At 59.9% G+C, this 23,549-nt stretch carries 22 protein-coding genes; 7 read left to right on the top strand and 15 right to left on the bottom strand.

All coding sequences use genetic code 11. The annotated features are described in order from the left end of the window. Nucleotides 1–106: 106 nt before the first annotated feature. Together ACA056_RS13930 and ACA056_RS13925 are read left to right on the top strand one after the other, a co-directional pair. Nucleotides 107–1,285 (top strand): MFS transporter, encoded by a 1,179-nt coding sequence (locus ACA056_RS13930; RefSeq protein WP_497273412.1) that lies wholly within the window; start codon nt 107–109, stop codon nt 1,283–1,285. A 160-nt stretch (nt 1,286–1,445) separates the two neighbouring features. Further along, nucleotides 1,446–2,150 (top strand): HPP family protein, encoded by a 705-nt coding sequence (locus ACA056_RS13925; RefSeq protein ID WP_497273411.1) that lies wholly within the window; start codon nt 1,446–1,448, stop codon nt 2,148–2,150. On the opposite strand, the gene astA is transcribed toward ACA056_RS13925, so the two are convergent. From astA to ACA056_RS13890, 7 genes are all read right to left on the bottom strand, one after another. After that, nucleotides 2,136–3,170, bottom strand: a complete 1,035-nt coding sequence (astA, locus tag ACA056_RS13920) for an arginine N-succinyltransferase (RefSeq protein ID WP_497273410.1) — start codon at nt 3,168–3,170, stop codon at nt 2,136–2,138. The two genes, ACA056_RS13925 and astA, sit on opposite strands and share 15 nt — an antisense overlap. Further along, nucleotides 3,167–4,105, bottom strand: a complete 939-nt coding sequence (gene ctlX / locus ACA056_RS13915; RefSeq protein WP_497273409.1) for a citrulline utilization hydrolase CtlX — start codon at nt 4,103–4,105, stop codon at nt 3,167–3,169. Before ctlX ends, astA begins: the two co-directional genes overlap by 4 nt. A gap of 268 nt (nt 4,106–4,373) precedes the next feature. Further along, nucleotides 4,374–4,853, bottom strand: a complete 480-nt coding sequence (locus ACA056_RS13910; protein WP_095128351.1) for an Lrp/AsnC family transcriptional regulator — start codon at nt 4,851–4,853, stop codon at nt 4,374–4,376. Between the two features lie 12 nt (nt 4,854–4,865). Next, nucleotides 4,866–5,627, bottom strand: coding sequence for an ABC transporter ATP-binding protein (locus tag ACA056_RS13905; RefSeq protein ID WP_008155281.1), 762 nt, complete (start codon nt 5,625–5,627; stop codon nt 4,866–4,868). 56 nt (nt 5,628–5,683) lie between these two features. Then, nucleotides 5,684–6,394 carry an ABC transporter permease gene (locus ACA056_RS13900; protein ID WP_008155279.1) on the bottom strand — a complete coding sequence of 237 codons (711 nt, stop codon included), beginning with the start codon at nt 6,392–6,394 and terminating at the stop codon, nt 5,684–5,686. Further along, entirely contained in the window at nt 6,391–7,116 is a 726-nt protein-coding gene (locus ACA056_RS13895; protein ID WP_033054762.1) for an ABC transporter permease, read from the bottom strand. The genes ACA056_RS13900 and ACA056_RS13895 overlap by 4 nt, the downstream gene beginning before the upstream one ends. A 76-nt stretch (nt 7,117–7,192) precedes the next feature. Continuing rightward, nucleotides 7,193–7,972 (bottom strand): transporter substrate-binding domain-containing protein, encoded by a 780-nt coding sequence (locus ACA056_RS13890; RefSeq protein WP_497273408.1) that lies wholly within the window; start codon nt 7,970–7,972, stop codon nt 7,193–7,195. A gap of 448 nt (nt 7,973–8,420) precedes the next feature. Between ACA056_RS13890 and ACA056_RS13885 the strand changes: the two genes are divergently transcribed. Continuing rightward, a complete protein-coding gene (locus ACA056_RS13885; protein WP_497273407.1) occupies nt 8,421–9,527 on the top strand; it encodes an enoyl-CoA hydratase/isomerase family protein in 1,107 nt (368 codons plus the stop codon). Between the two features lie 3 nt (nt 9,528–9,530). Further along, the gene (locus ACA056_RS13880) at nt 9,531–10,682 is read left to right on the top strand and encodes an acyl-CoA dehydrogenase family protein (protein ID WP_497273406.1); all 1,152 of its coding nucleotides are present in this window, start codon (nt 9,531–9,533) and stop codon (nt 10,680–10,682) included. Nucleotides 10,683–10,900: 218 nt separating this feature from the next. Here the strand turns inward: ACA056_RS13880 and ACA056_RS13875 are convergent, their stop codons facing one another. From ACA056_RS13875 to pssA, 7 genes are all read right to left on the bottom strand, one after another. Then, nucleotides 10,901–11,674, bottom strand: coding sequence for an enoyl-CoA hydratase (locus ACA056_RS13875; protein WP_497273405.1), 774 nt, complete (start codon nt 11,672–11,674; stop codon nt 10,901–10,903). A gap of 13 nt (nt 11,675–11,687) precedes the next feature. Continuing rightward, the gene (locus ACA056_RS13870) at nt 11,688–12,815 is read right to left on the bottom strand and encodes an acyl-CoA dehydrogenase (protein ID WP_074876733.1); all 1,128 of its coding nucleotides are present in this window, start codon (nt 12,813–12,815) and stop codon (nt 11,688–11,690) included. A 136-nt stretch (nt 12,816–12,951) separates the two neighbouring features. After that, nucleotides 12,952–14,145 carry an acetyl-CoA C-acyltransferase gene (locus ACA056_RS13865; RefSeq protein WP_497273404.1) on the bottom strand — a complete coding sequence of 398 codons (1,194 nt, stop codon included), beginning with the start codon at nt 14,143–14,145 and terminating at the stop codon, nt 12,952–12,954. A 12-nt stretch (nt 14,146–14,157) separates the two neighbouring features. After that, nucleotides 14,158–14,919, bottom strand: coding sequence for an SDR family NAD(P)-dependent oxidoreductase (locus tag ACA056_RS13860; protein ID WP_497273536.1), 762 nt, complete (start codon nt 14,917–14,919; stop codon nt 14,158–14,160). A gap of 16 nt (nt 14,920–14,935) precedes the next feature. Next, entirely contained in the window at nt 14,936–16,600 is a 1,665-nt protein-coding gene (locus ACA056_RS13855) for an AMP-binding protein (protein WP_497273403.1), read from the bottom strand. A 290-nt stretch (nt 16,601–16,890) separates the two neighbouring features. Next, complete coding sequence (locus tag ACA056_RS13850) at nt 16,891–17,907, bottom strand: AraC family transcriptional regulator (protein ID WP_497273402.1); 1,017 nt, start codon at nt 17,905–17,907, stop codon at nt 16,891–16,893. Between the two features lie 144 nt (nt 17,908–18,051). Then, nucleotides 18,052–19,395 carry a CDP-diacylglycerol--serine O-phosphatidyltransferase gene (gene pssA, locus ACA056_RS13845; RefSeq protein WP_497273401.1) on the bottom strand — a complete coding sequence of 448 codons (1,344 nt, stop codon included), beginning with the start codon at nt 19,393–19,395 and terminating at the stop codon, nt 18,052–18,054. A gap of 230 nt (nt 19,396–19,625) precedes the next feature. Here pssA and ACA056_RS13840 point away from each other — a divergent pair, with 230 nt between their 5' ends. Beyond that, nucleotides 19,626–20,189 (top strand): TetR/AcrR family transcriptional regulator, encoded by a 564-nt coding sequence (locus ACA056_RS13840; protein ID WP_497273400.1) that lies wholly within the window; start codon nt 19,626–19,628, stop codon nt 20,187–20,189. 56 nt (nt 20,190–20,245) lie between these two features. Beyond that, nucleotides 20,246–20,722, top strand: coding sequence for a nuclear transport factor 2 family protein (locus tag ACA056_RS13835; RefSeq protein WP_497273399.1), 477 nt, complete (start codon nt 20,246–20,248; stop codon nt 20,720–20,722). Between the two features lie 119 nt (nt 20,723–20,841). On the opposite strand, the gene sfnG is transcribed toward ACA056_RS13835, so the two are convergent. Continuing rightward, the gene (sfnG, locus tag ACA056_RS13830; RefSeq protein WP_497273398.1) at nt 20,842–21,936 is read right to left on the bottom strand and encodes a dimethylsulfone monooxygenase SfnG; all 1,095 of its coding nucleotides are present in this window, start codon (nt 21,934–21,936) and stop codon (nt 20,842–20,844) included. A gap of 370 nt (nt 21,937–22,306) precedes the next feature. On the opposite strand from sfnG, the gene ACA056_RS13825 reads away from it, so the two are divergent. Next, nucleotides 22,307–23,545 (top strand): acyl-CoA dehydrogenase family protein, encoded by a 1,239-nt coding sequence (locus tag ACA056_RS13825; RefSeq protein ID WP_497273397.1) that lies wholly within the window; start codon nt 22,307–22,309, stop codon nt 23,543–23,545. Nucleotides 23,546–23,549 lie beyond the last annotated feature (4 nt).

Genomic DNA, 23,549 nt, shown 5'->3' with positions numbered 1-23,549 from the left:
GTAACTCGAAAAACACCTCGATCAGTCCCCTCGCCCCTCTGGGGAGAGGGTTAGGGTGAGGGGTGGATCCCAAGCCAAACACCAAAATAAGGACATCCGCACCACCGTGGCCACTTACTCACTCGTTATCCGCCGGTTGATGATCGTTTCGCTGACCATCGTCGTCAGCCGCGCCATCACCAGCCCGTTGCTGACATTATTCCTGAGCAACAAACTCGGTCTCAACCAACAGGACGTTGGCTTGCTGCTGGGCATCGCGGTGTTCATCGCCACCCTGCTCGCGCTCTACGGCGGTTACATCATCGACCGCCTCGAGAAGCGCCGGCTGCTGATCCTGGCGATGCTCTCCAGCGCCATCGGCTTCGTGCTGCTGACTTTCGCCGACAACCTCTACCTGACCACCGCCACCCTGGTGATCACCGAAACCGCCTCGGCGCTGTTCCTGATCGGTTCGAAGGCGATCCTCAGCGAAAACCTGCCCATGGGCCAGCGCGCCAAGGCGTTTTCCCTGCGCTACACCTTGACCAACATCGGCTACGCCACCGGCCCGATGCTGGGCGTGGTGATTGCCGGCGTGTATCCGATTGCACCGTTCCTGATAGCCGGCGGCATCGCGTTCTTCAGTATTTTCTTGATGATCGGGATACCGAAGGACTCGGCCCAGGCACCCTTGATTGGCCAGCCCGCGAGTTTTCTCAAGACACTGGTCACCCTGAAGAACGACCGCACGTTGATCATGTTCACCTGCGGCTGCCTGCTCAGTACCGTGGTCCACGGCCGTTTCACCCTGTACCTGTCGCAATACCTGCTGGTGACCCAAGACTCCAAACGGGCACTGGAAACCATGGCCGCCCTGCTCGCCTGCAACGCGATCAGCGTGATCCTGCTGCAATACCAGATCGGCCGTTTCCTCAAGCGCGAACAATTGCGTTACTGGATCGCGGGCGGTACCAGTCTGTTCATCGTCGGGTTGATCGGTTTCAGCCTGGCTGACAGCCTTGTGAGTTGGTGCGTGGCCATGTTCATCTTCACCCTCGGTGAAATGATCATTTACCCCGCCGAATTCCTCTTCGTCGACACCCTGGCCCCGGAAGAGCTGCGCGGCAGCTATTACGGCGCGCAAAACCTCGCCGCCCTCGGCGGAGCCCTGAGCCCGGTGATTTGCGGTTTCCTGCTGATGCACACCCCCGCGCCAACCATGTTCTATGCCCTGAGCGCGCTGACCGCCATGGGTGGTTTCCTGTGTTTCATGAGCGGTCGCCGAGTAGCGTTACAGCAAAATTAATGCACTAAAGCTGCATTAATATGAATTTGTCAGCATCAGGAATGGACGGCACACTGTGTCCCGTTCCTCCCCCAATAGTTGGAACAACTTCAAGGGCTTTCTGGGTATCCCAGTTAAGCCTTTTTTTTGCCTCGGTTTTTTTCAACGGATCGTCTGCCTCATGTTTGCTCGCTGGTTTCCCGCCGCCATCAACACCCGCCCCACCGAATGGAGCCGCGCCGCGATCGGCATGTCCTTGGGCACGATGTTCAGCGTCTGGCTCTGCAGCCAGGTATTCGGCATGCAAGTGGCGCAGCACCTGATCGGTCCGCTGGGTGCATCGGCCGTGTTGCTGTTCGCAGTGTCCTCCGGCGCCCTCGCCCAGCCTTGGTCGATTCTTGGCGGCTACCTCAGCGCCGGGGTGGTTTCGCTGCTGGTCGCTCACGTGCTCGGACGAACCCTCGGCAGCGCTTGCCTGGCGGCTGGCATGGCGCTGATTCTGATGTGCTGGCTGCGTTGCCTGCACCCACCGGCCGGGGCGCTGGCACTGCTTTTAGTGTTGGCAGACCCGGCGACCATCGCCCTGGACTGGAAAGCGCTCGGCCCGGTGATGCTCAGCGGATCGACCATGCTGCTCAGCGCCCTGGCCTACAACAACCTGACGCGCATTCGTTACCCAAAACGCGCCAGCGAACCAGTGGGCATAGTGCCGGCCGATCATCCGCCGATCGACAGCCAGGCTATCACCGCGCAGGACCTGAAACTGGCCCTGGCAGACATGGAAGCGTTCTTCGATGTTACCCCGGAGGACCTTGAGCAATTGATCCATATCAGTGAGTTGCACGCCAAACGTCGCAGTATTGGTGAAGTACTAAGCCGCAGATAATTGCCTTTCAGGTACTGCCAAACTTACCGCTCGAACCGAAGACCCGGCACTCAACCCCAAACTCTTCGCAGTCTCCGGATCAACGATCAACGTACCGGCAGCTACCCGAGCCGGTGCTGCTGTAATCCGGCACTCGGCAAATTGGCGGTTATGGATCAGGTAAGTCGCCGCCTGCTCCCCCGGTGTGCCGATGCTCAGTTGCTGCACCTGGCTGTCACGCACTGCACGGATATCCCCGGTGGCGCATTCGATCAGCGGGCCGCCATCGAAGATGTCGATGTAATCGCGGTGTTCGAATCCTTCAGCCTTGAGCATGCCCAGCGCCGGTTCGGTGTTGGGGTGAACGCGACCGATGACTGTTCGCGCGGCTTCAGGCAACAGGCAGGTTGGCAGCGGAAACTTGGGCATCAGTTCGGCGATGAACGTCTTGTTGCCCAATCCTGTGAGGTAGTCGGCATCGGCAAAATCCATCTTGAAGAAGTGTCGCCCCAGGCCTTCCCAGAACGGTGAAACACCCTCTTCGTCCGAGTAGCCGCGCATCTCGGCGATGACCTTTTCACCGAAGTGCTGACGAAATTCCGCCAGAAACAGGAATCGCGCCTTGGACAGCAAGCGCCCGTTCAAACCGCTGCGGTGATCGGCATGCAGAAACAGCGAGCACAGTTCCGAATGGCCGGTCATGTCGTTACCAAGGAACAATGTCGGCAGTTGCTGATTGATCCCGAGGTTTTTCGAGGCCGCGACAAACAGGCCCAGCCGATAGTTGTACCAGGGCTCGCGCAGGCCGACGGCACCGGCCAGTGCGCAAATGCCGATGGCTTCATGCTGGTCATTCTCGAGCACAAACAGGTAATCGGCATCGGCACGCTCGGCCTCGCCGGAGAAGGTTTTCGCCGCCCATTCCAGGCGCTGACGCAAACGCCCCGCGTCGGCCGGCAAGGTGGTCAAACCGGTCCCGGCGCTATGGGCCAGGGCTAACAGTGCCGGCAGGTCTGCCGGTGTGGCTGGACGAACGATCATCGCATTTGCTCCTGGGTAACCCGATGTTTGGACAGAAAGACCTCGGCCAACATGCAGCGCGCGCTGCCGCCGCCGATGCGCTCGATGGTGTCGATGTTGACGGGTAGCGGCGTGGTGTGGGCTTCGATCAAACGGCGCTGCGCGGCATCCAGCGATTGCCAGGCCGTGCGCGACATCACCAGCAAGGGTTCGCCCGCGGCGTTGTGGACCTCCAGCATGTTGCCGGCGAAGGATTCCAGCTGCTCCCAGCTCAGGGCGATGACCTGCTTGCCGCTGTCTTCCAGACGTTTACGCAGGGCCAGGCGCTCGGCCGGGTGCGTGACCGACGCCAGGCAAGCCACCGCCAAGCGCGTGCCGACACTCATCATCACGTTGGTGTGGTAAATCGCGACGCCCTGGCGGTCCACTGCATTGAAGGCGCACAGCTCGTAACCCAGATGACTGACCACCTGGTCCAAGGCACGGGCATGGGTGCGGGTGGAATAACCGGCGTAGCAAATCCGCTGCTGACGATCCAGCACCATGCTGCCGGTGCCTTCGAGGAACACTTCCTGCTGTTCGAGGCTGGAAAGGTCCAGCAACTGCTCAACCCGGTACTCGTCCCGCAGCCAGTCGAGCACGCCTTTGTCCCGCTCCAGACGCCGGTTGTGGCCCTGCATCGGGTACAGCACCAAGGTGCCGTCGGGATGGCTGCTCCACCAGTTGTTGGGGAAGATCGAATCCGGGGTATGCGGCGCTTCGCGGTCGTTGTGCACCATGACCTCGACGCCATGGTGACGTAGCGCGGCAACGTAGCCATCGAACTCTTGCAGCGCTTTTTGCTGAACGTCTTCGCTGACGGCGGCCGGCTGCTGGAAACGGTTGTTCGCCGCCGTGTCCTGATTGAAGGAGAAGCGTGTCGGGCGAATCATCAAAACGGTATTGGTGGTTTGCATGGGCACAGATTCAATGAGGGTTAAGAGGTACTCATTGTCTGTTTCGCAGGCTGGAAAACCCGGTTGATAAGGGGGTTGGTTGTGATGGAAACGGCTGAAGATTCTGAATCGCTCAGCCGATTCGGCGCGGGCTAAATGCAGGTCAGGTAAGACGCAGAAACTGTGGGAGCGAGCTTGCTCGCGATGGCGGCGGATCAATCAACATTGATGTTGAATGTAAAACCCCTATCGCGAGCAAGCTCGCTCCCACAAGGGATTGCGGTGTTCATTACTCCATCGTGGTTTTGACCATCGCCAATTCCGGATGGCTGACCAACTTGTCGATGTGCAAATCCGGGTCATCGAACCAGACTTCGGTCAGCACCCGGTAATGCTCCATGTCCCGGCAACGCATGCGCAAGCTGTAGTCGAACGCACCGCTGATCAACTGACACTCCAGCACCTGCGGACAGGCGCGGACCTTGGCTTCGAACGCCTTTTGTGCCGCCCGCCCACTCTGGTTCGACAACGCGACCAGCACCAGCAACGACAAGCCTGGTGTCAGTTTCTTTTCATCGAGAATCGCGCCATACCCACGAATGACCCCGAGCTGTTCGAGCTTGCGCACCCGTTCCAGGCACGGCCTGGGCGTGAGGTGCACACGCTCGGAAAGCTTTTGATAAGTGATGCGCCCTTCGTGGCGCAGCACTTCGATGATTGCCTGATCGATACGATCAAGCACGATCGACAGATCGCGGATATCCGCCATGTACGTCTTGCCTCACTTCAAACGACCCGATAGAAATTGCTGCAAACGTTCACTTTTTGGCTGGTCGAGGATCGTAGCGTCACCCTGCTCCTCGACCTTTCCCTGATGCAAGAACAACACCTGGCTGGAAACCTGCCGGGCAAACCCCATCTCGTGGGTCACCATCAACATGGTACGGCCTTCTTCGGCCAGTGCCTGAATTACCTTGAGCACCTCACCCACCAATTCCGGATCGAGTGCCGAAGTCGGCTCGTCGAACAACAGAATTTCCGGCTCCACTGCCAGGGCACGAGCGATCGCCACCCGCTGTTGCTGCCCACCGGACAGAAACGCCGGGTATTGATCGGCCACTCGTTGCGGCAGACCGACCTTGTCCAGATAGGCCCGCGCACTTTCTTCCGCGGCCTTGCGGCTGATCCCCAGCACCCGGCACGGCGCGAGCACGATGTTCTCCAGCACCGTCAGATGGCTCCACAAATTGAAATGCTGGAACACCATCGCCAGGCGCGTGCGCAAGCGCTGCAATTGCGCCGGATGAGCGACACGCATGCCACCGGCACCCGGGCGCGTGATGACGCGCTCGCCGTCCAGTTCAATGGCACCTTCGTCTGCGCGTTCCAGAAAGTTGATGCAGCGCAGCATCGTGCTTTTACCCGAACCGCTGGCGCCGATCATGCTCACCACATCGCCTGCCCGTGCATTCAACGAGACGCCCTTGAGCACTTCGTTGTCACCAAAACGTTTATACAGATTTTCAACCGTGAGTTTGTACATGTCAGCACTCCTGGAGCGGCGCGCCTGGCGGCACCGCTCTGGATAGAAAATGGGGTTCAGTGAGTCGGGCCGAGAAAACTCAGCCAGCGCTTCTCTGCCAGGCGGAAGGCTCCGACCAGACCGAACGACAGCGCGAGGTACAGCAGGCCGGCAATGCCGAAGGCCTGAAAGGTCATGAAGGTCGCGGCATTGGCGTCCCGAGCGATTTTGAGGATGTCCGGAATGGTGGCGGTGAACGCCACTGAAGTCGCGTGCAACATCAGGATCACTTCGTTGCTGTAATACGGCAGTGCCCGGCGCAACGCCGAAGGTAGAATCAGCCGCAGGTACAGGCGCCAACCGCTTAATCCATAAGCGTGGGCGGCCTCGATTTCACCGTAGGGAATGCTGCGAATCGCCCCGGCGAAGATTTCCACGGTGTAGGCGCAAGTGTTGAGCGTGAACGCGAGCAACGTGCAATTCATCGCATCGCGGAAAAATGCTTCGAGCAACGGTTGCGAGCGCACTACGGCGATGCCGTAGATCCCGCTGTAGCAAATCAGCAACTGGATATACAGCGGCGTACCGCGAAACACATAGGTAAACAGTTGAACCGGCCAGCGCAGCAGGCCCCAGCGCGAGGTGCGCATGATTGCCAATGGCAACGACAGGAAGAACCCCATCACAATGCTCGCCACCAGCAGCCACAACGTCATCGCCAACCCGGTGAGGCTGTAGCCGTCGCTGAACAGAAAGGGTTTCCAGTATTCGGCAATCAACTCGATCATCGTGCCATCCCCCGCACACCCTGGTTATAGCGCCGTTCCAGCACGCGCAAAACGTAGTTCGAAGCGCTGGTGATCAGCAAATACAACGCCGCTGCCAGCAGCAGGAAATCGAGCATGTTGAAGGTACTTTTTCCGGCTTCCTGCGCGACTTTGACCAGGTCCGACAAACCGATGATCGACACCAGCGCCGTGGCCTTGAGCAGTACCAGCCAGTTATTGCCGAGGCTCGGCAAGGCGAAACGCATCATTTGCGGGAACACCACAAAGCGAAAGCGCTGCCAGCGGTTCAGACCAAAGCACGCGGCTGCTTCCTGCTGGCCACGCGGCACACTCAAAATCGCCCCGCGAAAGGTCTCGGTGAAATACGCGCCGTAGATAAAGCCGAGGGTGATGACGCCAGCCACGAATGGGTCGATTTCCATGTAGGGCCAGTCCATGGCCTCGGTCAGGCTACTCAGCCAGCCTTGCAAGCTGTAGAAAATCAGCAGCATCAGCACCAGGTCCGGCACACCGCGGATCAGCGTCGTGTAGAAGGTTGCCGGCAGGTTCAACAGCTTCAGCGGCGACAGTTTCGCCGCCGCGCCGAGCAGGCCCAGCGCCATGCTCACCAGCAGCGAGAGCGCTGACAATTTCAGAGTGACCCAGGTGCCGTGCAGCAACAAAGGGCCATAGCCTTGCAGGGCCGAGAGATCGACCCCGATCAGATTCAGGAAGGAGTTCACGTCAGTCACCTGTCTTGAGGCGCCCGCGCGCAAGCGCTGCGCCTGTTACCAGGACGCAGCCTTCGGGGCGCGAGGATCAGTAGTTGTAAAGGTCCAGATCGCCGAAGTGTTTCTGCTGGATCTGCGCGTAGATACCCTTGTCGTGCAGGGCCTTGATGGCGGCATTGAGCATGCCTTTGAGTTCTTCGTTGTCCTTGCGCACGCCGATGGCGATGTCGGAGGGCACCAACGGGTCGCTGATGCCTTCACTGTTCTTGAAATCAGCCCCTTGGGGGGAAGTCAAAAAGCTCATTTGCGCCTGCATCTTGTCCTGGATCGAGGCGTCGAGACGACCAAATACCAGGTCGGCGTAGACCTGATCCTGATTCTGATAAGCCCGCAGCTTCACCCCGCCCGGCCCCAGTTTGGCTTTGGCGTAGGTTTCCTGAATCGTGCCCTGCATGTAACCGATGGTCTTGCCGCGCAGCGACTCGGCGGTGGGCAACAGGCCGGAATCCTTGCGGGTGACGATGGCGGTCGGCCCGGCGTACAGACGATCGGTGAAGTCGATTTGCTTCTTGCGTGCATCGGTCACCGTCATCGACGATTCGATGGCATCGAACTTACCTGCCTTGAGGGCCGGAATCAGCCCGTCGAAGTCATTGCTGACCCACACGCATTTCAACTTCAATTCGGTGCAGATCGCGTTGCCCAAATCCACGCCAAAGCCCTGCACGCCGCCATCGGCGGTGGTGGACTCAAAGGGTGGGTAACTGGGGTTGACGCCGAATCGCAGCTCTTTCCATTCCTTGGCACTGGCGCCGGTGGTGCAGCACAGCAATGCGAGTACCGACAAGCTCAGCCATCTAGTCTTCATCTTCTTGAATCCCGATTTGTTTGGAGTTATCGCGGCCAGGCTAACCAGGCCACCTTTATGGGCAGGAACAGAGAGTCGATGCGGCTAACACCGCAACAGCGTTCTTATTGTTTTGCACGGTGGGCCGCACTCAGCGGCACCCAGCCTGAAACCCTCGGCACAGACGGCTTCAAACCCGAGGCCAGAATGCCAACAGATGAGCGGGTGCAGGTGTCGTACGGGCCGGTGTAGACACCCGGATTGCGCTGATAAGGCTGTTTTGACAGCCGAATCTGTCGTGAGCCCGGCCCACGGCCGTTTTCGCAGAGGAATTCTTCGCCAGCATTACAAAAATGCAGACGAGAGCTGCACATATGCCGGTTGTACATCACAAATTTGCACTGTTACGATCCAGCATCGCTCGCGCGCGAGCTTCTCTATAAAGAACAATAAAAGCAGGGAGTTAGTGATGACTGCTCAGGTTTCATCGAAGGGGACTTCGTCCATGGATGCCACGCAAAACGAAGTGCTGGCCGAGGTTCGCAACCACATCGGTCACCTGACCCTTAATCGCCCCGCCGGCCTTAATGCCATTACCCTGGACATGGTGCGCGATCTGCAGCGTCAACTCGACGTCTGGGCGCTGGATCCGCACGTGCACGCGGTGGTGTTGCGCGGTGCTGGCGAGAAGGCGTTCTGTGCCGGCGGCGACATCCGTTCGCTGTATGACAGCTTCAAAAACGGCGACACGCTGCACGAAGATTTCTTCGTCGAGGAATACGCCCTCGACCTCGCGATTCACCATTACCGCAAACCTGTACTCGCCTTGATGGACGGTTTTGTCCTGGGCGGCGGCATGGGCATGGTGCAGGGCGCCGACCTGCGGGTGGTCACCGAGAAAAGCCGTCTGGCGATGCCGGAAGTGGCGATCGGTTATTTCCCGGATGTCGGTGGCAGCCATTTCCTGCCACGCGTTCCCGGTGAACTGGGGATTTACCTCGGCGTCAGCGGCGTGCAGATCCGTGCGGCCGATGCACTCTATTGCGGCCTGGCCGACTGGTACCTGGAAAGCGACAGGCTGGGCACCCTGGACGAGCAACTCGATCAGCTCGAATGGCACGAAACGCCGTTGAAGGACCTTCAAGGTCTGCTGGCGAAACTCGCCGTGCAACAACTGCCGGCTCCACCTTTGGCGGCGTTGCGCCCGGCCATCGATCACTTCTTCGCCCTGCCCGATGTGCCGAGTATTGTTGAGCAACTGCGTGAAGTAACGGTCGCCGACAGCCACGAGTGGGCCACGACCACCGCCGACCTGCTGGTAAGCCGTTCACCGCTGGCCATGGGTGTGACCCTGGAAATGCTCCGTCGTGGTCGGCACTTGAGTCTGGAAGACTGCTTCGCCCTTGAGCTGCACCTGGACCGTCAATGGTTCGAGCGCGGCGACCTGATCGAAGGCGTACGCGCCTTGCTGATCGACAAAGACAAGAAACCGCGCTGGAACCCGCCGACCTTGCAGGCGCTGGACGCCGAGCACGTCGCGAGTTTCTTCACGGGTTTTGACCAACGCGGGAGCTGAGCCATGCACGATATCGAATTGAGCGAAGAGCAAGTCATGATCCGCGACATGGCCCGGGACTTTGCCCGCGGCGAAATCGCGCCCCACGCCCAGGCTTGGGAAAAGGCCGGCTGGATCGATGACGGTCTGGTGGCGAAGATGGGTGAACTGGGTCTGCTGGGCATGGTGGTGCCCGAGGAATGGGGCGGCACCTATGTCGACTACGTCGCCTACGCCTTGGCCGTGGAAGAGATTTCGGCCGGTGACGGCGCCACTGGCGCACTGATGAGCATTCACAACTCCGTGGGCTGCGGTCCGGTCCTCAACTACGGCACTGAAGAACAAAAACAGGCTTGGCTGCCGGATCTGGCCAGCGGTCAAGCCATCGGCTGCTTCTGCCTGACCGAACCCCAGGCCGGTTCCGAAGCCCACAACCTGCGCACCCGCGCCGAACTGCGCGATGGCCAGTGGGTGATCAATGGCGCCAAGCAATTCGTCAGCAACGGCAAACGGGCGAAACTGGCCATCGTGTTCGCGGTGACCGATCCGGACCTGGGCAAGCGCGGCATCTCGGCGTTCCTGGTGCCGACCGATACAACGGGTTTCATCGTTGATCGCACCGAACACAAAATGGGTATTCGCGCGTCCGATACCTGCGCGGTGACCCTGAGCAACTGCACGATTCCCGAAGCCAACCTGTTGGGTGAGCGCGGCAAAGGTCTGGCAATCGCCCTCTCCAACCTTGAAGGCGGCCGCATCGGCATCGCGGCGCAGGCGTTGGGCATTGCCCGCGCGGCATTTGAAGCGGCGCTGGCCTACTCACGGGATCGGGTGCAGTTTGACAAGCCGATCATCGAGCACCAGAGCATCGCCAACATGCTGGCCGACATGCACACCCGGTTGAACGCGGCACGACTGCTGATCTTGCATGCTGCGCGCTTGCGCAGTTCTGGCAAGCCGTGTCTGTCGGAGGCTTCACAGGCGAAGCTGTTTGCATCCGAGATGGCCGAGAAAGTGTGTTCGTCGGCGATGCAGATTCATGGCGGGTATGGGTATCTGGAGGATTACCCGGTGGAGCGTTATTACCGGGATGCGCGGATTACGCAGATTTATGAAGGGTCGAGCGAGATACAGCGGATGGTGATTGCTCGGGAGTTGAAGCACTACTTGGTGTGATGGCTGGAATTGGGGGTGGTCTTGAAGGCCACCCCTCACCCTAACCCTCTCCCCAGAGGGTAGAGGGGACTGACCGAGGTGTTTTTCGAGTTACATCGACCTGAAAATTCCGAGTCGAACTCAGGACTTGAAAAGCATGAAGATCGGCTCCCTTTCCCCCTCTCCCCACTGGGGAGAGGGCTGGGGTGAGGGGTGGATCTAAAGGCCACCCCGCAATTTCACTTACCCTTAAACTCCGCCTCACGCTTACCAATAAACGCCGCCATCCCTTCCTTCTGATCCTGCGTCGCAAACGCCGCATGGAACACCCGACGCTCAAAGCGCACACCTTCCGACAAGCTCACTTCAAACGCGCGGTTGACGCTTTCCTTGATCATCATTGCAATCGGCAGCGACTTCTTGGCAATCAGCGCCGCGACTTTCAACGCTTCTTCCAGCAACTCATCAGCCGGAACAATCCGCGCGACAATCCCGCAGCGCTCCGCTTCCACCGCATCGATCAAGCGACCGCTGAGGCACATTTCCATGGCCTTGGCCTTGCCCACGGCGCGAGTCAGGCGCTGGGTGCCGCCCATGCCCGGCAGCACGCCGAGGTTGATTTCCGGCTGACCGAACCTGGCATTGTCGCCGGCCAGGATGAAGTCGCACATCAGCGCCAGTTCACAACCACCGCCCAAGGCGAAACCGTTGACGGCGGCAATGATCGGCTTGCGGCGGTTAGCCACGCGATCGCTGTCGCTGAACAGGTCATCGAGGTAGATCTGCGGGTAGGTCAGCTCGGCCATTTCCTTGATGTCGGCGCCAGCGGCGAAGGCTTTTTTCGAGCCGGTCAGCACGATGCAGCCGATGTTCGAATCGGCTTCCAGGCCATCGAGGGCGTGGTTCAGCTCGCTGACGATCTGCGCGTTCAACGCATTCAGCGCTTGCGGACGGTTCAGGGTAATCAGGCCGACGCGACCATGGGTTTCCAGCAAAATCGTTTCGTAACTCACAGATGACTCCTTCTCAAAGATTGCGCGAAATAACCATGCGCTGAATATCGCTGGTGCCTTCGTAGATCTGGCAAACCCGCACGTCGCGGTAGATCCGCTCCAGCGGGAAATCGTTCAAGTAACCGTAACCGCCGAGGGTTTGCAACGCCGAGGAACAGACTTTCTCGGCCATTTCCGAGGCGAACAGCTTGGCCATGGACGCTTCGACCAAGGCCGGTTTGCCGCTGTCTCTCAACGCCGCCGCGTAATGCACCATTTGCCGGGCGACGGCAATTTGGGTTGCCATGTCCGCCAGGCGGAACGCGACCGCTTGATGCTCGATGATCGGCTTGCCGAAGCTTTCACGCTCGCGGGCATAGTCGCGGGCCGCTTCGAACGCAGCACGGGCCATGCCCACCGATTGCGAAGCGATGCCGACACGGCCGCCTTCGAGGTTGGCCAGGGCGATTCGATAACCTTCGCCCTCCTCGCCCAACCGGTTGGCCACCGGCACCTTCACGTCTTCGAACAGAATCTGGCAGGTGTCGGACGCGTGCTGGCCGAGCTTGTCTTCGACCCGTGCAACTTTGTAGCCCGGCGAATCGGTGGGCACGATCAACGCCGTGATGCCACGCTTGCCGGCACTCGGATCAGTCACGGCGAACACGATCACCACCCCGGCGTTCTGCCCGGAGGTGATGAACTGCTTGCAGCCGTTCAACACGTAGTGATCGCCTTCCAGACGGGCACGGGTTTTCAGGCCGCTGGCGTCGGAGCCGGCCTGCGGTTCGGTCAAGGCAAAAGCCCCGAGCATCGAGCCGCTGGCCAGCGGTTTGAGGAAGCGTTCTTTCTGGTCGTCGTTGCCGTACTTGAGAATCGGCACGCAACCCACCGAGTTGTGCACGCTCATGATGGTCGAGCAGGCGCCGTCGCCGGCCGCGATTTCTTCCAGGGCCATGGCGTAGGCCAGGTAACCGGTGTCGCAACCGCCCCACTCTTCCGGCACCAACATGCCGAAGAAGCCCAGTTCCGCCATCTCGCCGATGGCTTCCTTGGGGAAGCGATGCTCGCGGTCCCATTCGGCGGCGAACGGTTTCAGCCGTTCCTGGGCAAACTGCCGGGCCGCGTCGCTGATCTGAAGTTGTTCGTCATTGGGAATCATGACAAGTCCTTAATTTGGTTAGGACGCAATACCTGTGGGAGCGAGCCTGCTCGCGAAAGCGGTGTGTCATTCAACATCGATGCTGACTGACAGGGCCCCTTCGCGAGCAGGCTCGCTCCCACATGGGTTGCGCTCTTCAATACAGGCATTCAACGGCCATGGCCGTGGCTTCACCGCCGCCGATGCAGATCGCTGCAACGCCGCGTTTCAGGCCTTTCTGGCGCAGGGCCGAGAGCAAGGTCACGAGGATCCGCGCGCCGGACGCACCGATCGGGTGGCCGAGGGCGCAAGCGCCGCCGTGAACGTTGACCTTCTCGTGAGGGATTTCCAGTTTGGTCATGGTCACCAGACTGACCACGGCGAAGGCTTCGTTCACCTCGACCAGATCGACTTCGTCCAGCGACCAGCCGGTTTTCTTCATCAGCTTCTCGATCGCGCCCACCGGTGCCACCGGGAACAGGCCCGGGGTGTCGGCAAACGCCGCGTGGCCGTGAATCACTGCCAGCGGTTTCAGGCCGCGCTTTTCAGCTTCGGAACGGCGCATCAACACCAGTGCAGCGGCACCATCGGAGATCGAGCTGGAGTTCGCCGCCGTCACCGTGCCGCCGTCGCGGAACGCCGGTTTCAAGGAAGCGATCTTGTCCAGTTTGGCTTTCGGTGGCTGTTCATCGTTGCTGATCAGCACCTGCTCTTTGCCGACGGTCACGGTAACCGGCACGATCTCGTCTTTGAAGCTGCCGTCCTTGATCGCCTGCTGCGCGCGGGTGGTCGAGGCAATGGCAAACGCGTCCTGAGCTTCACGGGTGAAACCGTTGGTTTCCGCGCAATCCTCGGCGTAGGTACCCATCAGGCGACCTTTGTCGTAAGCGTCTTCCAGACCGTCGAGGAACATGTGATCGAGCACACGACCGTGGCCCATGCGGTAACCGCTGCGGGCGCGGTCCAGCAGATACGGCGCGTTGGACATGCTTTCCATGCCGCCGGCGACAACCACGTCGGCGCTGCCGGCCACCAGCATGTCGTGGGCTAGAATGGCCGCTTCCATGCCCGAACCGCACATCTTGTTCAGGGTGGTGCAGCGGGTCGATTTATCCAGCCCTGCGCCCAATGCAGCCTGGCGCGCTGGGGCCTGACCGAGGCCGGCGGACAGGACGCAACCGAACAACACTTCTTCAACCGAGTCTGGCGCCACACCGGCACGCTCGACAGCAGCGCGAATTGCGGCAGCACCGAGTTGCGGTGCGGTCAGGCTTTTCAGTTCGCCCTGGAAACCGCCCATCGGGGTGCGGACGGCGCTGACGATAACGATTGGATCGTTGGCAATAGTCATGACAAATCCTCCTTACTTGGCGGCCATGCGCAAGGCGCCGTCGAGACGGATCACCTCGCCATTGAGCATGCTGTTTTCAATAATATGCCTGACCAGCCCGGCATACTCGCCTGGTTTGCCAAGACGCGGCGGAAACGGCACGCCAGCCGCCAGGGACGCGCGGACTTCCGGGGTCATGCCGGCCATCATCGGGGTTTCGAAAATGCCAGGGGCGATGGTCATCACACGGATGCCGAAGCGCGCCAGTTCACGGGCGGCGGGCAAGGTCAGGCTGACGATCGCGCCTTTGGAGGCGGCATACGCGGCCTGGCCGATCTGGCCGTCGTACGCGGCCGCCGAGGCGGTGTTGATGATCACGCCGCGCTCGCCGTCAGCATCTGCTTCGGTTTCGGCAATCGCCGCAGCGGCCAGACGCAGCATGTTGAAACTGCCGATCAGGTTGACGTTGATCACCTGGCTGAAATTGGCCAACACGTGGGGGCCGTTCTTGCCGAGGATCTTCTCACCGCGCACGATACCGGCGCAGTTGACCAGACCATTCAGGCCACCGAAGGCTTTGACCGTCGTCTGCACGGCGGCTTCGGCCGCGGCTTCGTTGCTGATGTCTGCCACCACGCTTTGCGCGCCGAGACGTTCAGCCTGGGCCGCAACGGCCTCGGCGTTCATGTCCACCAGCATGACTTTGGCGCCCGCCGCGACCAGCATTTCAGCCGTGGCCGCACCGAGGCCGGATGCACCGCCGGTGACGAGAAAAACCTTGTTTTCGATCTGCATCATTGTTTCCTTGGATTCAAGCTGAAACGTTCTTCGCGGCGGCCTCTTGAGCCTTGGCGATTTCCTGGTTGCGCAAGATAAAGCGCTGCAATTTGCCGCTAGGGGTTTTCGGCAATTCGCTGACAAATTCGATTTCACGGGGGTACGAGTGCGCGGCCAGTCGTTTGCGCACGTGTTGGCGCAGTTCTTCGGCCAGTTCCGGCGCAGCGCGGTATTGCGCGCTGAGCACGACAAAGGCTTTGACCAGTTCGGTGCGCTCCGGATCGGGTTTGCCGACCACGGCCGCTTCGACCACGGCCGGGTGTTCGATCAACGCGCTTTCCACGTCGAACGGGCCGACCCGGTAGCCGGAGGTGGTGATCACGTCGTCACTGCGACCGACAAAGCTGATGCTGCCGTCCGGGTTCCACTCGACGGTGTCGCCGCTCAGGTAATAGTTGCCGACGAAGGCCTTGGTCGGTGCGCCTTCGTAACCGGCGAACCAGCACATCGGCGACTGGGTGCGATCGATGGCCAGAATGCCCGGCTGGCCGACGCCGAGTTCTTTGTACTCGTCATCCAGCACCACGATGCGGTGGCCCGGCGAGGCGAAACCGGCGGCACCCATGTGGATCGGGTGCTCCAGGCCATGGTGATTGCACAGCACCATGCCGAGTTCGGTCTGGCCGTAATGGTCGTGAATCACCACGCCGAGGTTGTCGGCGAACCAGCGAATCACTTCTGGGTTCAGCGGTTCGCCGGCGCTGCTGACGATGCGCAGCTTGCCCTTGATCGAGCGGGCGAACTCGTCGCCACCCGCGATCAACAGGCGATAGGCCGTCGGCGAACCGGTGAGGTTGGTGATCCCGTATTTGTTGATGACCCGACAGGTGCTTTCGAGGGAGAACGGGCCATCGTAAAAGGTGATCGGATGCCCCATGGCCATCGGCCCGGTGACACCGAAATAGATGCCGTAGGCCCAACCCGGATCGGCGACGTTCCAGAAGGCGTCTTCAGGGCGCAAGTCCACGGCGTCACGGGTGTAGCTCTGGAAGGCGACGATGGCCTTGAGCGGAACGGACAGCGCTTTCGACGGACCGGTGGTACCCGAGGTGAACATCAGCAGAAACGGGTCTTCGCCGGTCAACAGGACCGGTTCGCACTCAGGAGAATAATTGGCCAGTTCGGCCCAGAAGCTGTAATCGCCGCGGACGATGCCTTGGCCTTTGGGACCGGCGACAGTGATGATGGTCGGGCAGTCGGCGACTTCAGTGAGTTTGGAACGATTGCCCGCGTCGGTGACCACCACTTTGGCGCCAGAGGAACTGAGGCGGTGTTCGATGGCTTTCGGGCCGAATGCCGTGAACAGCGGCTGGTAGACCGCGCCGATACGCCAGGTGGCGAATACGGTGATCAAAAGTTCGATGTTACGTGGCAGGAGACCGGCAACCTTGTCGCCTTTTTTCACGCCCTGGGCCAGCAGGAAATTGGCTAAGCGCGCGGCTTTGTCCTGCAAGTCGCTGAAGGTGTAGGTCGCGCTGGCGCCATCGCGGCCTTCCCAGAACAGCGCGATGCGCCCCGGCAAGGCATGCCGGTCGCAACACTCGACGCAGGCATTGAGGGCAGTCAAATCGCCTGCGAGTGCGGCGTCGACGGTGTGCTGATAATTGAACTGTGATGTAGCAGACAAGTAATCGCGCATTGCCAGAATCCCTCTGTATTTTTATTAGGTTGGGGGAACCGTAATTAACAGGGAAATACTCGCTCTGCGCGGGGCGCGGGACAATGGTCAAAGCTATCAAGTTGCGTGACTGGTTTGGCCAAGACTTGAGAGATGTGGCGCCTGTAAGGGCCTCATCGCGAGCAAGCTCGCTCCCACAGGGAATTTGGTGTGACATAGATAGTGTTCACACCACAGAACTACTGTGGGAGCGAGCTTGCTCCGGGCGGCGTTCCGACGATAGCGTCAGTCTGAACACCACAGGCTTCGGATCAGTCAGCCTCATTGAGGATCAAACTGCGGTAATGCCCCGGATTTGACCCCGACCACTTGCGAAACGCCTTGTAGAACGAGCTGGTATCGGCAAACCCCAACCGCGTGGCGATCTCGGCAAAGCTGATAGCCGGCTCGGCCAGCCAGACAATCGCCAACTCCTTGCGCACGCTGTCCTTGAGCCCTTGGTAAGTCTGGCCCTCTTCAGCCAGGCGCCGACGCAAGGTTGAAGCCGACATGCACAGCTGTTGTGCCAGGGGTTCGGTTTCCGGCCAGTGTTCGGCGGGCAGTTGCCGCAAATCGTGCTTGATCCGGCTGGCCAGGCTCTCCGGGTCGCGGTACTTGACCAGAATATTGGCCGGCGCATGGGCCAGGAAGCGCTTGAGTTCTTCCGGACTGCGCTTGATCGGCAAATCCAGGCACTCGGCGGAGAAAATCATCCGCGTGCGCGGCCGGTCGAAACGCAGGTTCTCGGAGAACATCACCTGATAGTCATCGCAGAAGTCCGGTGCCGGGCACCGCAATTCGATGGCCAGGATCGGAATCCGTCGCCCCGCCAGCCAGCAGGCGACGCCGTGAACGATCATCCAGTAAGTGAAATAAGTGAAGGCGCGGCGCGAGTCCTGGTCGTCTTCAAGCAGAACGATTTCCGCCAGGCTTTGCTGACGAACCAGTTGCGCGGGCAGGTGTTCGAGCATCAACGACAGAAAGCTCAAGCCCGAGGTCAGGCCGGCAGCCAGGCTCGGCTGGACCATTGAGCAGCGACAGAGAAACTCCAGGCTGCCGGATTTGAGTTTGCGCGGGTCCATGCCAAAAAACTCATCGTCCCCACGTCGTGCCAGTAAACGCCACAGACGCGCATAAGCAGTGGCCGGGACGCGTGCATCGCTGCTTTCGAGCAGTGCCGGATCGATGCCGACTTTGCTCATTACCTCGTCAGTGGCGGCTCCCGGGGCGCAACTTTGCAACAGCGCTTCACGCACCAGTTGAATGGAGATGGTGTCTTTTTCCGACATTGACCGAACTAAGCCCTGTTCTTGTTTGAATTGGGGGCATATTAGCTCGTTAAGATCAAAAGTTCGCAGCCTTCGGCAGCTCCTACAGGGAGTACGCATTCCAAGGTAGGAGCTGCCGAAGGCTGCGATCTTTTGCTTTAAGCGTTACAGAATCCGATAGAGCAACCGCTCGATCCGCACCCGACTCACGCGTTTGAGAAACTTGGCCACCCCCGCCGGGTATTCCAGCAGCGTTTCCAGTTCCTGATAACGCTCGATGCGGCGGGTGTTCTCGAAAATCTCTGCCAGCTCTTTACGACGCGGCGCCAACAATTCGCCTTTCGGATCATCAATCAGCAAGGCGTTTTCCAGATCGAGACGGAACGCCCGCGGGTTGAGGTTGTTGCCGGTCAGCAAGGTGTAGCGTTGGTCGATCCACATGCCCTTGAGGTGATAGGTGTTGTCGCCGTCACGCCACAGATGCAGGTTTAACTGACCGCTGTCGACGCTGCGATGATGACGTTTGGCGAAACGCCGCAGGCTGATCTCGTAAAGGTACGGCAGCGCCGAAATCACCTTGAACGGTTCGCTCGGCGGGATGTAGAAGTCGTTGGCGGTCTTGTCGCCGACCACGATGTCGATTTTCACGCCCCGCGCCAGTGCCCGGTTGATTTCCCGGGTCACGGTCAGCGGCAGGTTGAAGTATGGCGTGCAGATGGTCAGTTGATGTTGAGCGCTGGCGATCAATTCGCCAATCACTCGACTCAACGGGTTGTTCTTGCCGACACCGAGCAATGGGCTGACCGACAAACCGCCCTTTTCCGTGGTGCCTGTCGTGGTGTCGTACGCTGCGTGCTTGAGGCGGCTGCGCAAGTCGCCGATGTCGTTGCGCAGGCTGCGGGTGGTCGGCAGGTTCGGCAAATCGAGACGATGCACCGCTTTGGAGGCGATCAGACCGTGCTGAATCAGGTGCTGCATCGAATCGGCCAGAGCGCTGTTATTTAGCAGGTGATAACGGTCGTAGCGGTATTTGTCGAACTTGTGCAGATAGACGTTGTTCAGGCTCGCGCCGCTGTAGATCACACAGTCATCGATCACGAAGCCTTTCAAATGCAGCACGCCGAACAGCTCTCGGGTCTGCACGGGAACGCCATACACCGGTACTTCACTGGCATGAGTGCGGGTGGTTTCCTGATACCAGGCCGAGTTGCCCGGCTGCTTTCCGGCGCCGATCAAGCCGCGCTGAGCGCGCAGCCAGTCAACGACCACCACCACGTCCAGTTCCGGACGCGCCAGTTTGGCCGCGTGCAAGGCATCGAGAATTTCCTGGCCGGCTTCATCCTGTTGCAGATAGAGCGCGACGATATAGATGCGCCGGGTGGCGCTGGCGATCTTTTCCAGCAGGCACCGGCGAAACTCGGCAGCGCCAGAGAGGATGGTGACGGCATCGGCGGTCAGCGGAAAACTGCGCAGTTTGGGCAGCAGAGAGCGTTTGAAAAGCGACGGCATAGGGCTCGCAAAAAGGTCGAATCCGAAGAACCCAAGAGCTTACACCATGGATTGCCTTGGGTCTTGTGAGTGTCTGTAAAGGCCCCTTCGCGAGCAGGCTCGCTCCCACATTGAAATGCATTCCCCTGTGGGAGCGAGCTTGTCTCCGGGCGGCGATCCGACGATAGCAATTTTGTAGACGACGAAATATCCGCTTGACCAAGGAGAACGATCGTTCTACTGTTCGCCACATGAACGAAATCACCAGCAACGACACACGCGACATCATTCTGGATGTCACCGAAAAGTTGATCTACAAAAGTGGCATCGCTGCCACCGGAATGGATCTTCTGGTGAAAACCGCCGGCGTCTCCAGAAAAAGTATTTACCGCTACTTCGCCAACAAGGAGGAGCTCACCGTCGCGGCCCTGCAACGCCGCGATGTGCGCTGGATGCACTGGTACAGAAGCGAAGTCGACCTGGCTGAAACACCGGCCGACCGGCTGCTCAACCTGTTTACCGTGCTCAAGGCCTGGTTCGCCTCCGAAGGCTTCCGTGGCTGTGCATTCATCAACACCAGCGGCGAAACCGGCGACCCGCAAGATCCGGTTCGCCTGGTTGCCAAAGACCACAAACAGAAGCTGCTCGACTACGTGCGCGAGCTCTGCACCGAACATGGCGCCACAGACCCGGAGACGCTGGCCAAACAGCTGCTGATCCTGATCGACGGTGCCATTACCGTGGCGCTTGTCATGGGTGATCACAGTGCCGCCGATAATGCGCAATGCATGGCGCGAAAGTTATTGGACCTGTAACACTTTAACCAAGCCCGACAACTTGCTAGAACTTTACTTTGATAGGGAGACTATTAATGTCTAATGCCGAAGTTCGTCCGCCATTGCCGCCATTCACCCGTGAATCGGCCATTGAAAAAGTACGCCTGGCCGAAGACGGCTGGAACTCCCGCGACCCGGAACGGGTGTCGCTGGCCTACACCCTGGACACCAAATGGCGTAACCGCGCCGAGTTCGCCTACAACCGCGAAGAAGCCAAAGGTTTCCTGACGCGCAAATGGGCCAAGGAACTGGATTACCGCCTGATCAAAGAACTTTGGGCCTTTACCGGCAACCGCATCGCCGTGCGTTATGCCTACGAATGGCACGACGACTCGGGCAACTGGTTCCGTTCCTACGGCAACGAAAACTGGGAGTTCGACGAGAACGGTTTGATGGCCAATCGGTTTGCCTGCATCAATGACATGCCAATCAAGGAAAGCGACCGCAAGTTCCACTGGGCGCTGGGCCGTCGGCCGGACGACCATCCAGGCTTGTCCGACCTGGGTCTGTAACTTCACATAGACCAAATGTGGGAGCGAGCCTGCTCGCGAAGGCGGTGCGTCAGTCAACATCAATGTTGAATCTGATTGCCCCTTCGCGAGAGGCTCGCTCCCACAGGGGTTTGTGGTGTTCAGGCTACTGCGGCCTGCTGCTTGGTTGCTGCTTTAGCTTCTAGCTCGCGCACCAACGGCAATACCCGCTGACCGAAATACTCCACCTCTTCCTGAAAGTGCAGAAACCCCGCCAACACCAGGTCCACGCCCACCGCTTTCAACGCGACGATCCGCTCGGCAATCTGCTGCGGCGTACCGATCAGGTTGGTCTTGAAACCGTCGTTGTACTGCACCAGATCGTCGAACGTCGACTTGGCCCAGTTGCCCTCGCCTTCAGGTGACGCCCTGCCCGCCTGTTTCGCCGCGTCTCCAAACGCATTCACCGCCTCCGGGTCCGCCTGATCGATGATTTGTGCCAGCACGGCTCGCGCTTCTTCTTCAGTGTCGCGGGCAATGACAAACGCGTTCACGCCGACTTTTACCGAATGATTGTTCGCCGCCGCCTTGGCGCGAATGTCATCGACCTGGGCCTTGATGCCTTCCGGGGTGTTGCCGTTGGTGAAATACCAGTCCGAAACCCGCGCCGCCATGTCTCGAGCCGCACGAGAACTGCCACCTTGGAAGATTTCCGGCTGACCCAACGGTTTGGGTTTGAGGCTGTAGTTGTCGAAGCGGTAGAAGTCACCGCGAAAAGTAAAGTTGTCCTGGCTCCAGATGCCCTTCAGCGAGCGGATGAATTCTTCGGAGCGGCGATAACGCTCGTCGTGTTCCAGCCAGTGTTCGCCAATCGCCTGGAATTCCCCCTTGAACCAGCCACTGACAATGTTCACCGCCACCCGGCCATTAGTCAGCTGGTCGATGGTTGCCAATTGCTTGGCTGCCAACGCCGGTTGCCAAGGGCCGGGCAGGATAGCGGCGATCACTTTCAGTTTGGTGGTGGCAGCCAGTAGCGCATGGCTGAAGGCGACGGATTCGTGCTGGTACTCGGCACCGTAACCGGCGGTAAAGCGGATCTGCGTCAGGGCGTATTCAAACCCCGCCTCTTCGGCCAGTTGCGCCAGTTTGCGGTTGTAGTCGATGCCCCAGTGGGTGCGTTGCTCGATCTTGCTGACCACCAGCCCACCGCTGACGTTCGGCACCCAGTAGGCAAATTTGACGGCTTGCTGACTCATTGGCATGTCCTCGGGACTTTAGGGATGTCCTAGGGTGAGAGCAGCAACCGTGCCAGCGCTTAAATCGCGACGGGTGACACTACGGCCCTGAGCCGAGCGAGATCCCTGTGGGAGCGAGCCTGCTCCGGGCGGCGTTCCGACGAAAGCGGTGGGTCAGTCAACACAGATGTTGATCTTGATGACCCCTTCGCGAGCAGGCTCGCTCCCACACTGATTCGGGTGTGTCAGGGCAATTTGCTGCTTTATTGTTGCTACAGCAACAGTTCACGCCACATCAAAACCACACTCCCCAGCAATCTTGGCTACCTCATACCCGGCATGGACCGTGCAATCCCCAGTGACATCCACTGCCGACCCAAGGAGCCGTCCCATGACCGAACACCAGGTAATCAATCCGCTGTCCACTGGCACTGACTATGAAGCGCTGGCCGCAAGGTTCCGGCCGATTTTCCAACGCATCGCCGCCGGTGCCGTTGAGCGCGAACAGTCCCGCAGCCTGCCGTACGAACCTATTCAGTGGCTCAAGGACGCTGGTTTCGGCGCCGTACGGATTCCGATTGAGTACGGCGGTGGCGGCGCCTCCCTGCCACAACTGTTTGAGCTGCTGATCGAATTGGCCGAAGCCGATTCCAACGTGCCTCAGGCCTTGCGCGGGCACTTCGCATTTGCCGAGGATCGTTTGAATGCGGCGCCCGGGCCGGGCCGGGATCTGTGGTTCAAACGCTTCGTCGACGGTGACATCGCCGGCAATGCCTGGACCGAAATTGGCAGCGTGGCGATTGGCGATGTCATCACCAAAGTCTCGCCTCACGGTGACCAATGGAGGCTCAACGGCGAGAAGTTCTACAGCACCGGCAGCCTGTTTTCCGACTGGATCGACGTGTACGCGCAACGCAGCGACACCGGCGGCGACGTGATTGCTGCGGTCCGCACTCGCCAACCCGGCATCGTGCAGAGCGACGACTGGGACGGCTTCGGCCAGCGCACCACCGGCAGCGGCACCTCACGGTTTATCGATGCTGACGTGGAGGCCGAGAACATCATCGACTTCGCCACCCGCTTCAAATACCAGACTGCGTTTTATCAGTTGGTGCTGCTGGCGACCCTGGCCGGGATTGGTCGTGCGGCGTTGCGCGATGTGGCTCATCAGGTGCGTGAACGCACGCGCATCTACAGCCATGGCAATGCGCAGCACGTCAACCAGGATTCGCAGGTGCAGCAAGTGGTCGGTGAGATCGCGGCACTGGTGTATGCGGCCGAAGCCAGCGCCTTAAGGGCTGCACAACCGGCGCAGCGGGCTTATCTGGCGCGATTCTCGGGTGATGAAGCCTTGGAACAAGAAGCGAATGTCGCGGCGGAAATCGAATCGGCCAAGGCTCAGGTGGTGGTGTCGGAGCTGATCCAGCGAGCGACCACAGAGCTGTTCAATGCACTGGGGGCTTCGGATACTCGCGTGGGTAAATCGCTGGACCGGCACTGGCGCAATGCGCGGACGGTGTCGTCGCACAATCCGGTGATCTACAAGGCACGGATTGTCGGGGATTGGGCGATCAACGGGACCGAGCCGCCGTTTGTATGGCAGATCGGGAATGGGCCACAGACCAAGTGATGTG

This window comes from Pseudomonas sp. LBUM1666, from assembly GCF_059695775.1.
This window is presented reverse-complemented; position numbering and strand designations above follow the sequence as displayed.

Excerpts from the sequence above, each read along its gene's own strand:
- ACA056_RS13925 (WP_497273411.1), top strand. The coding sequence starts at position 1,446 with ATGTTTGCTCGCTGGTTTCCCGCCGCCATCAACACCCGCCCCACCGAA.
- astA (WP_497273410.1), bottom strand. The coding sequence starts at position 3,170 with ATGATCGTTCGTCCAGCCACACCGGCAGACCTGCCGGCACTGTTAGCC.
- ctlX (WP_497273409.1), bottom strand. The coding sequence starts at position 4,105 with ATGCAAACCACCAATACCGTTTTGATGATTCGCCCGACACGCTTCTCC.
- ACA056_RS13910 (WP_095128351.1), bottom strand. The coding sequence starts at position 4,853 with ATGGCGGATATCCGCGATCTGTCGATCGTGCTTGATCGTATCGATCAG.
- ACA056_RS13905 (WP_008155281.1), bottom strand. The coding sequence starts at position 5,627 with ATGTACAAACTCACGGTTGAAAATCTGTATAAACGTTTTGGTGACAAC.
- ACA056_RS13900 (WP_008155279.1), bottom strand. The coding sequence starts at position 6,394 with ATGATCGAGTTGATTGCCGAATACTGGAAACCCTTTCTGTTCAGCGAC.
- ACA056_RS13890 (WP_497273408.1), bottom strand. The coding sequence starts at position 7,972 with ATGAAGACTAGATGGCTGAGCTTGTCGGTACTCGCATTGCTGTGCTGC.
- ACA056_RS13885 (WP_497273407.1), top strand. The coding sequence starts at position 8,421 with ATGACTGCTCAGGTTTCATCGAAGGGGACTTCGTCCATGGATGCCACG.
- ACA056_RS13880 (WP_497273406.1), top strand. The coding sequence starts at position 9,531 with ATGCACGATATCGAATTGAGCGAAGAGCAAGTCATGATCCGCGACATG.
- ACA056_RS13870 (WP_074876733.1), bottom strand. The coding sequence starts at position 12,815 with ATGATTCCCAATGACGAACAACTTCAGATCAGCGACGCGGCCCGGCAG.
- ACA056_RS13865 (WP_497273404.1), bottom strand. The coding sequence starts at position 14,145 with ATGACTATTGCCAACGATCCAATCGTTATCGTCAGCGCCGTCCGCACC.
- ACA056_RS13860 (WP_497273536.1), bottom strand. The coding sequence starts at position 14,919 with ATGCAGATCGAAAACAAGGTTTTTCTCGTCACCGGCGGTGCATCCGGC.
- ACA056_RS13855 (WP_497273403.1), bottom strand. The coding sequence starts at position 16,600 with ATGCGCGATTACTTGTCTGCTACATCACAGTTCAATTATCAGCACACC.
- ACA056_RS13850 (WP_497273402.1), bottom strand. The coding sequence starts at position 17,907 with ATGTCGGAAAAAGACACCATCTCCATTCAACTGGTGCGTGAAGCGCTG.
- pssA (WP_497273401.1), bottom strand. The coding sequence starts at position 19,395 with ATGCCGTCGCTTTTCAAACGCTCTCTGCTGCCCAAACTGCGCAGTTTT.
- ACA056_RS13840 (WP_497273400.1), top strand. The coding sequence starts at position 19,626 with ATGAACGAAATCACCAGCAACGACACACGCGACATCATTCTGGATGTC.
- ACA056_RS13835 (WP_497273399.1), top strand. The coding sequence starts at position 20,246 with ATGTCTAATGCCGAAGTTCGTCCGCCATTGCCGCCATTCACCCGTGAA.
- sfnG (WP_497273398.1), bottom strand. The coding sequence starts at position 21,936 with ATGAGTCAGCAAGCCGTCAAATTTGCCTACTGGGTGCCGAACGTCAGC.
- ACA056_RS13825 (WP_497273397.1), top strand. The coding sequence starts at position 22,307 with ATGACCGAACACCAGGTAATCAATCCGCTGTCCACTGGCACTGACTAT.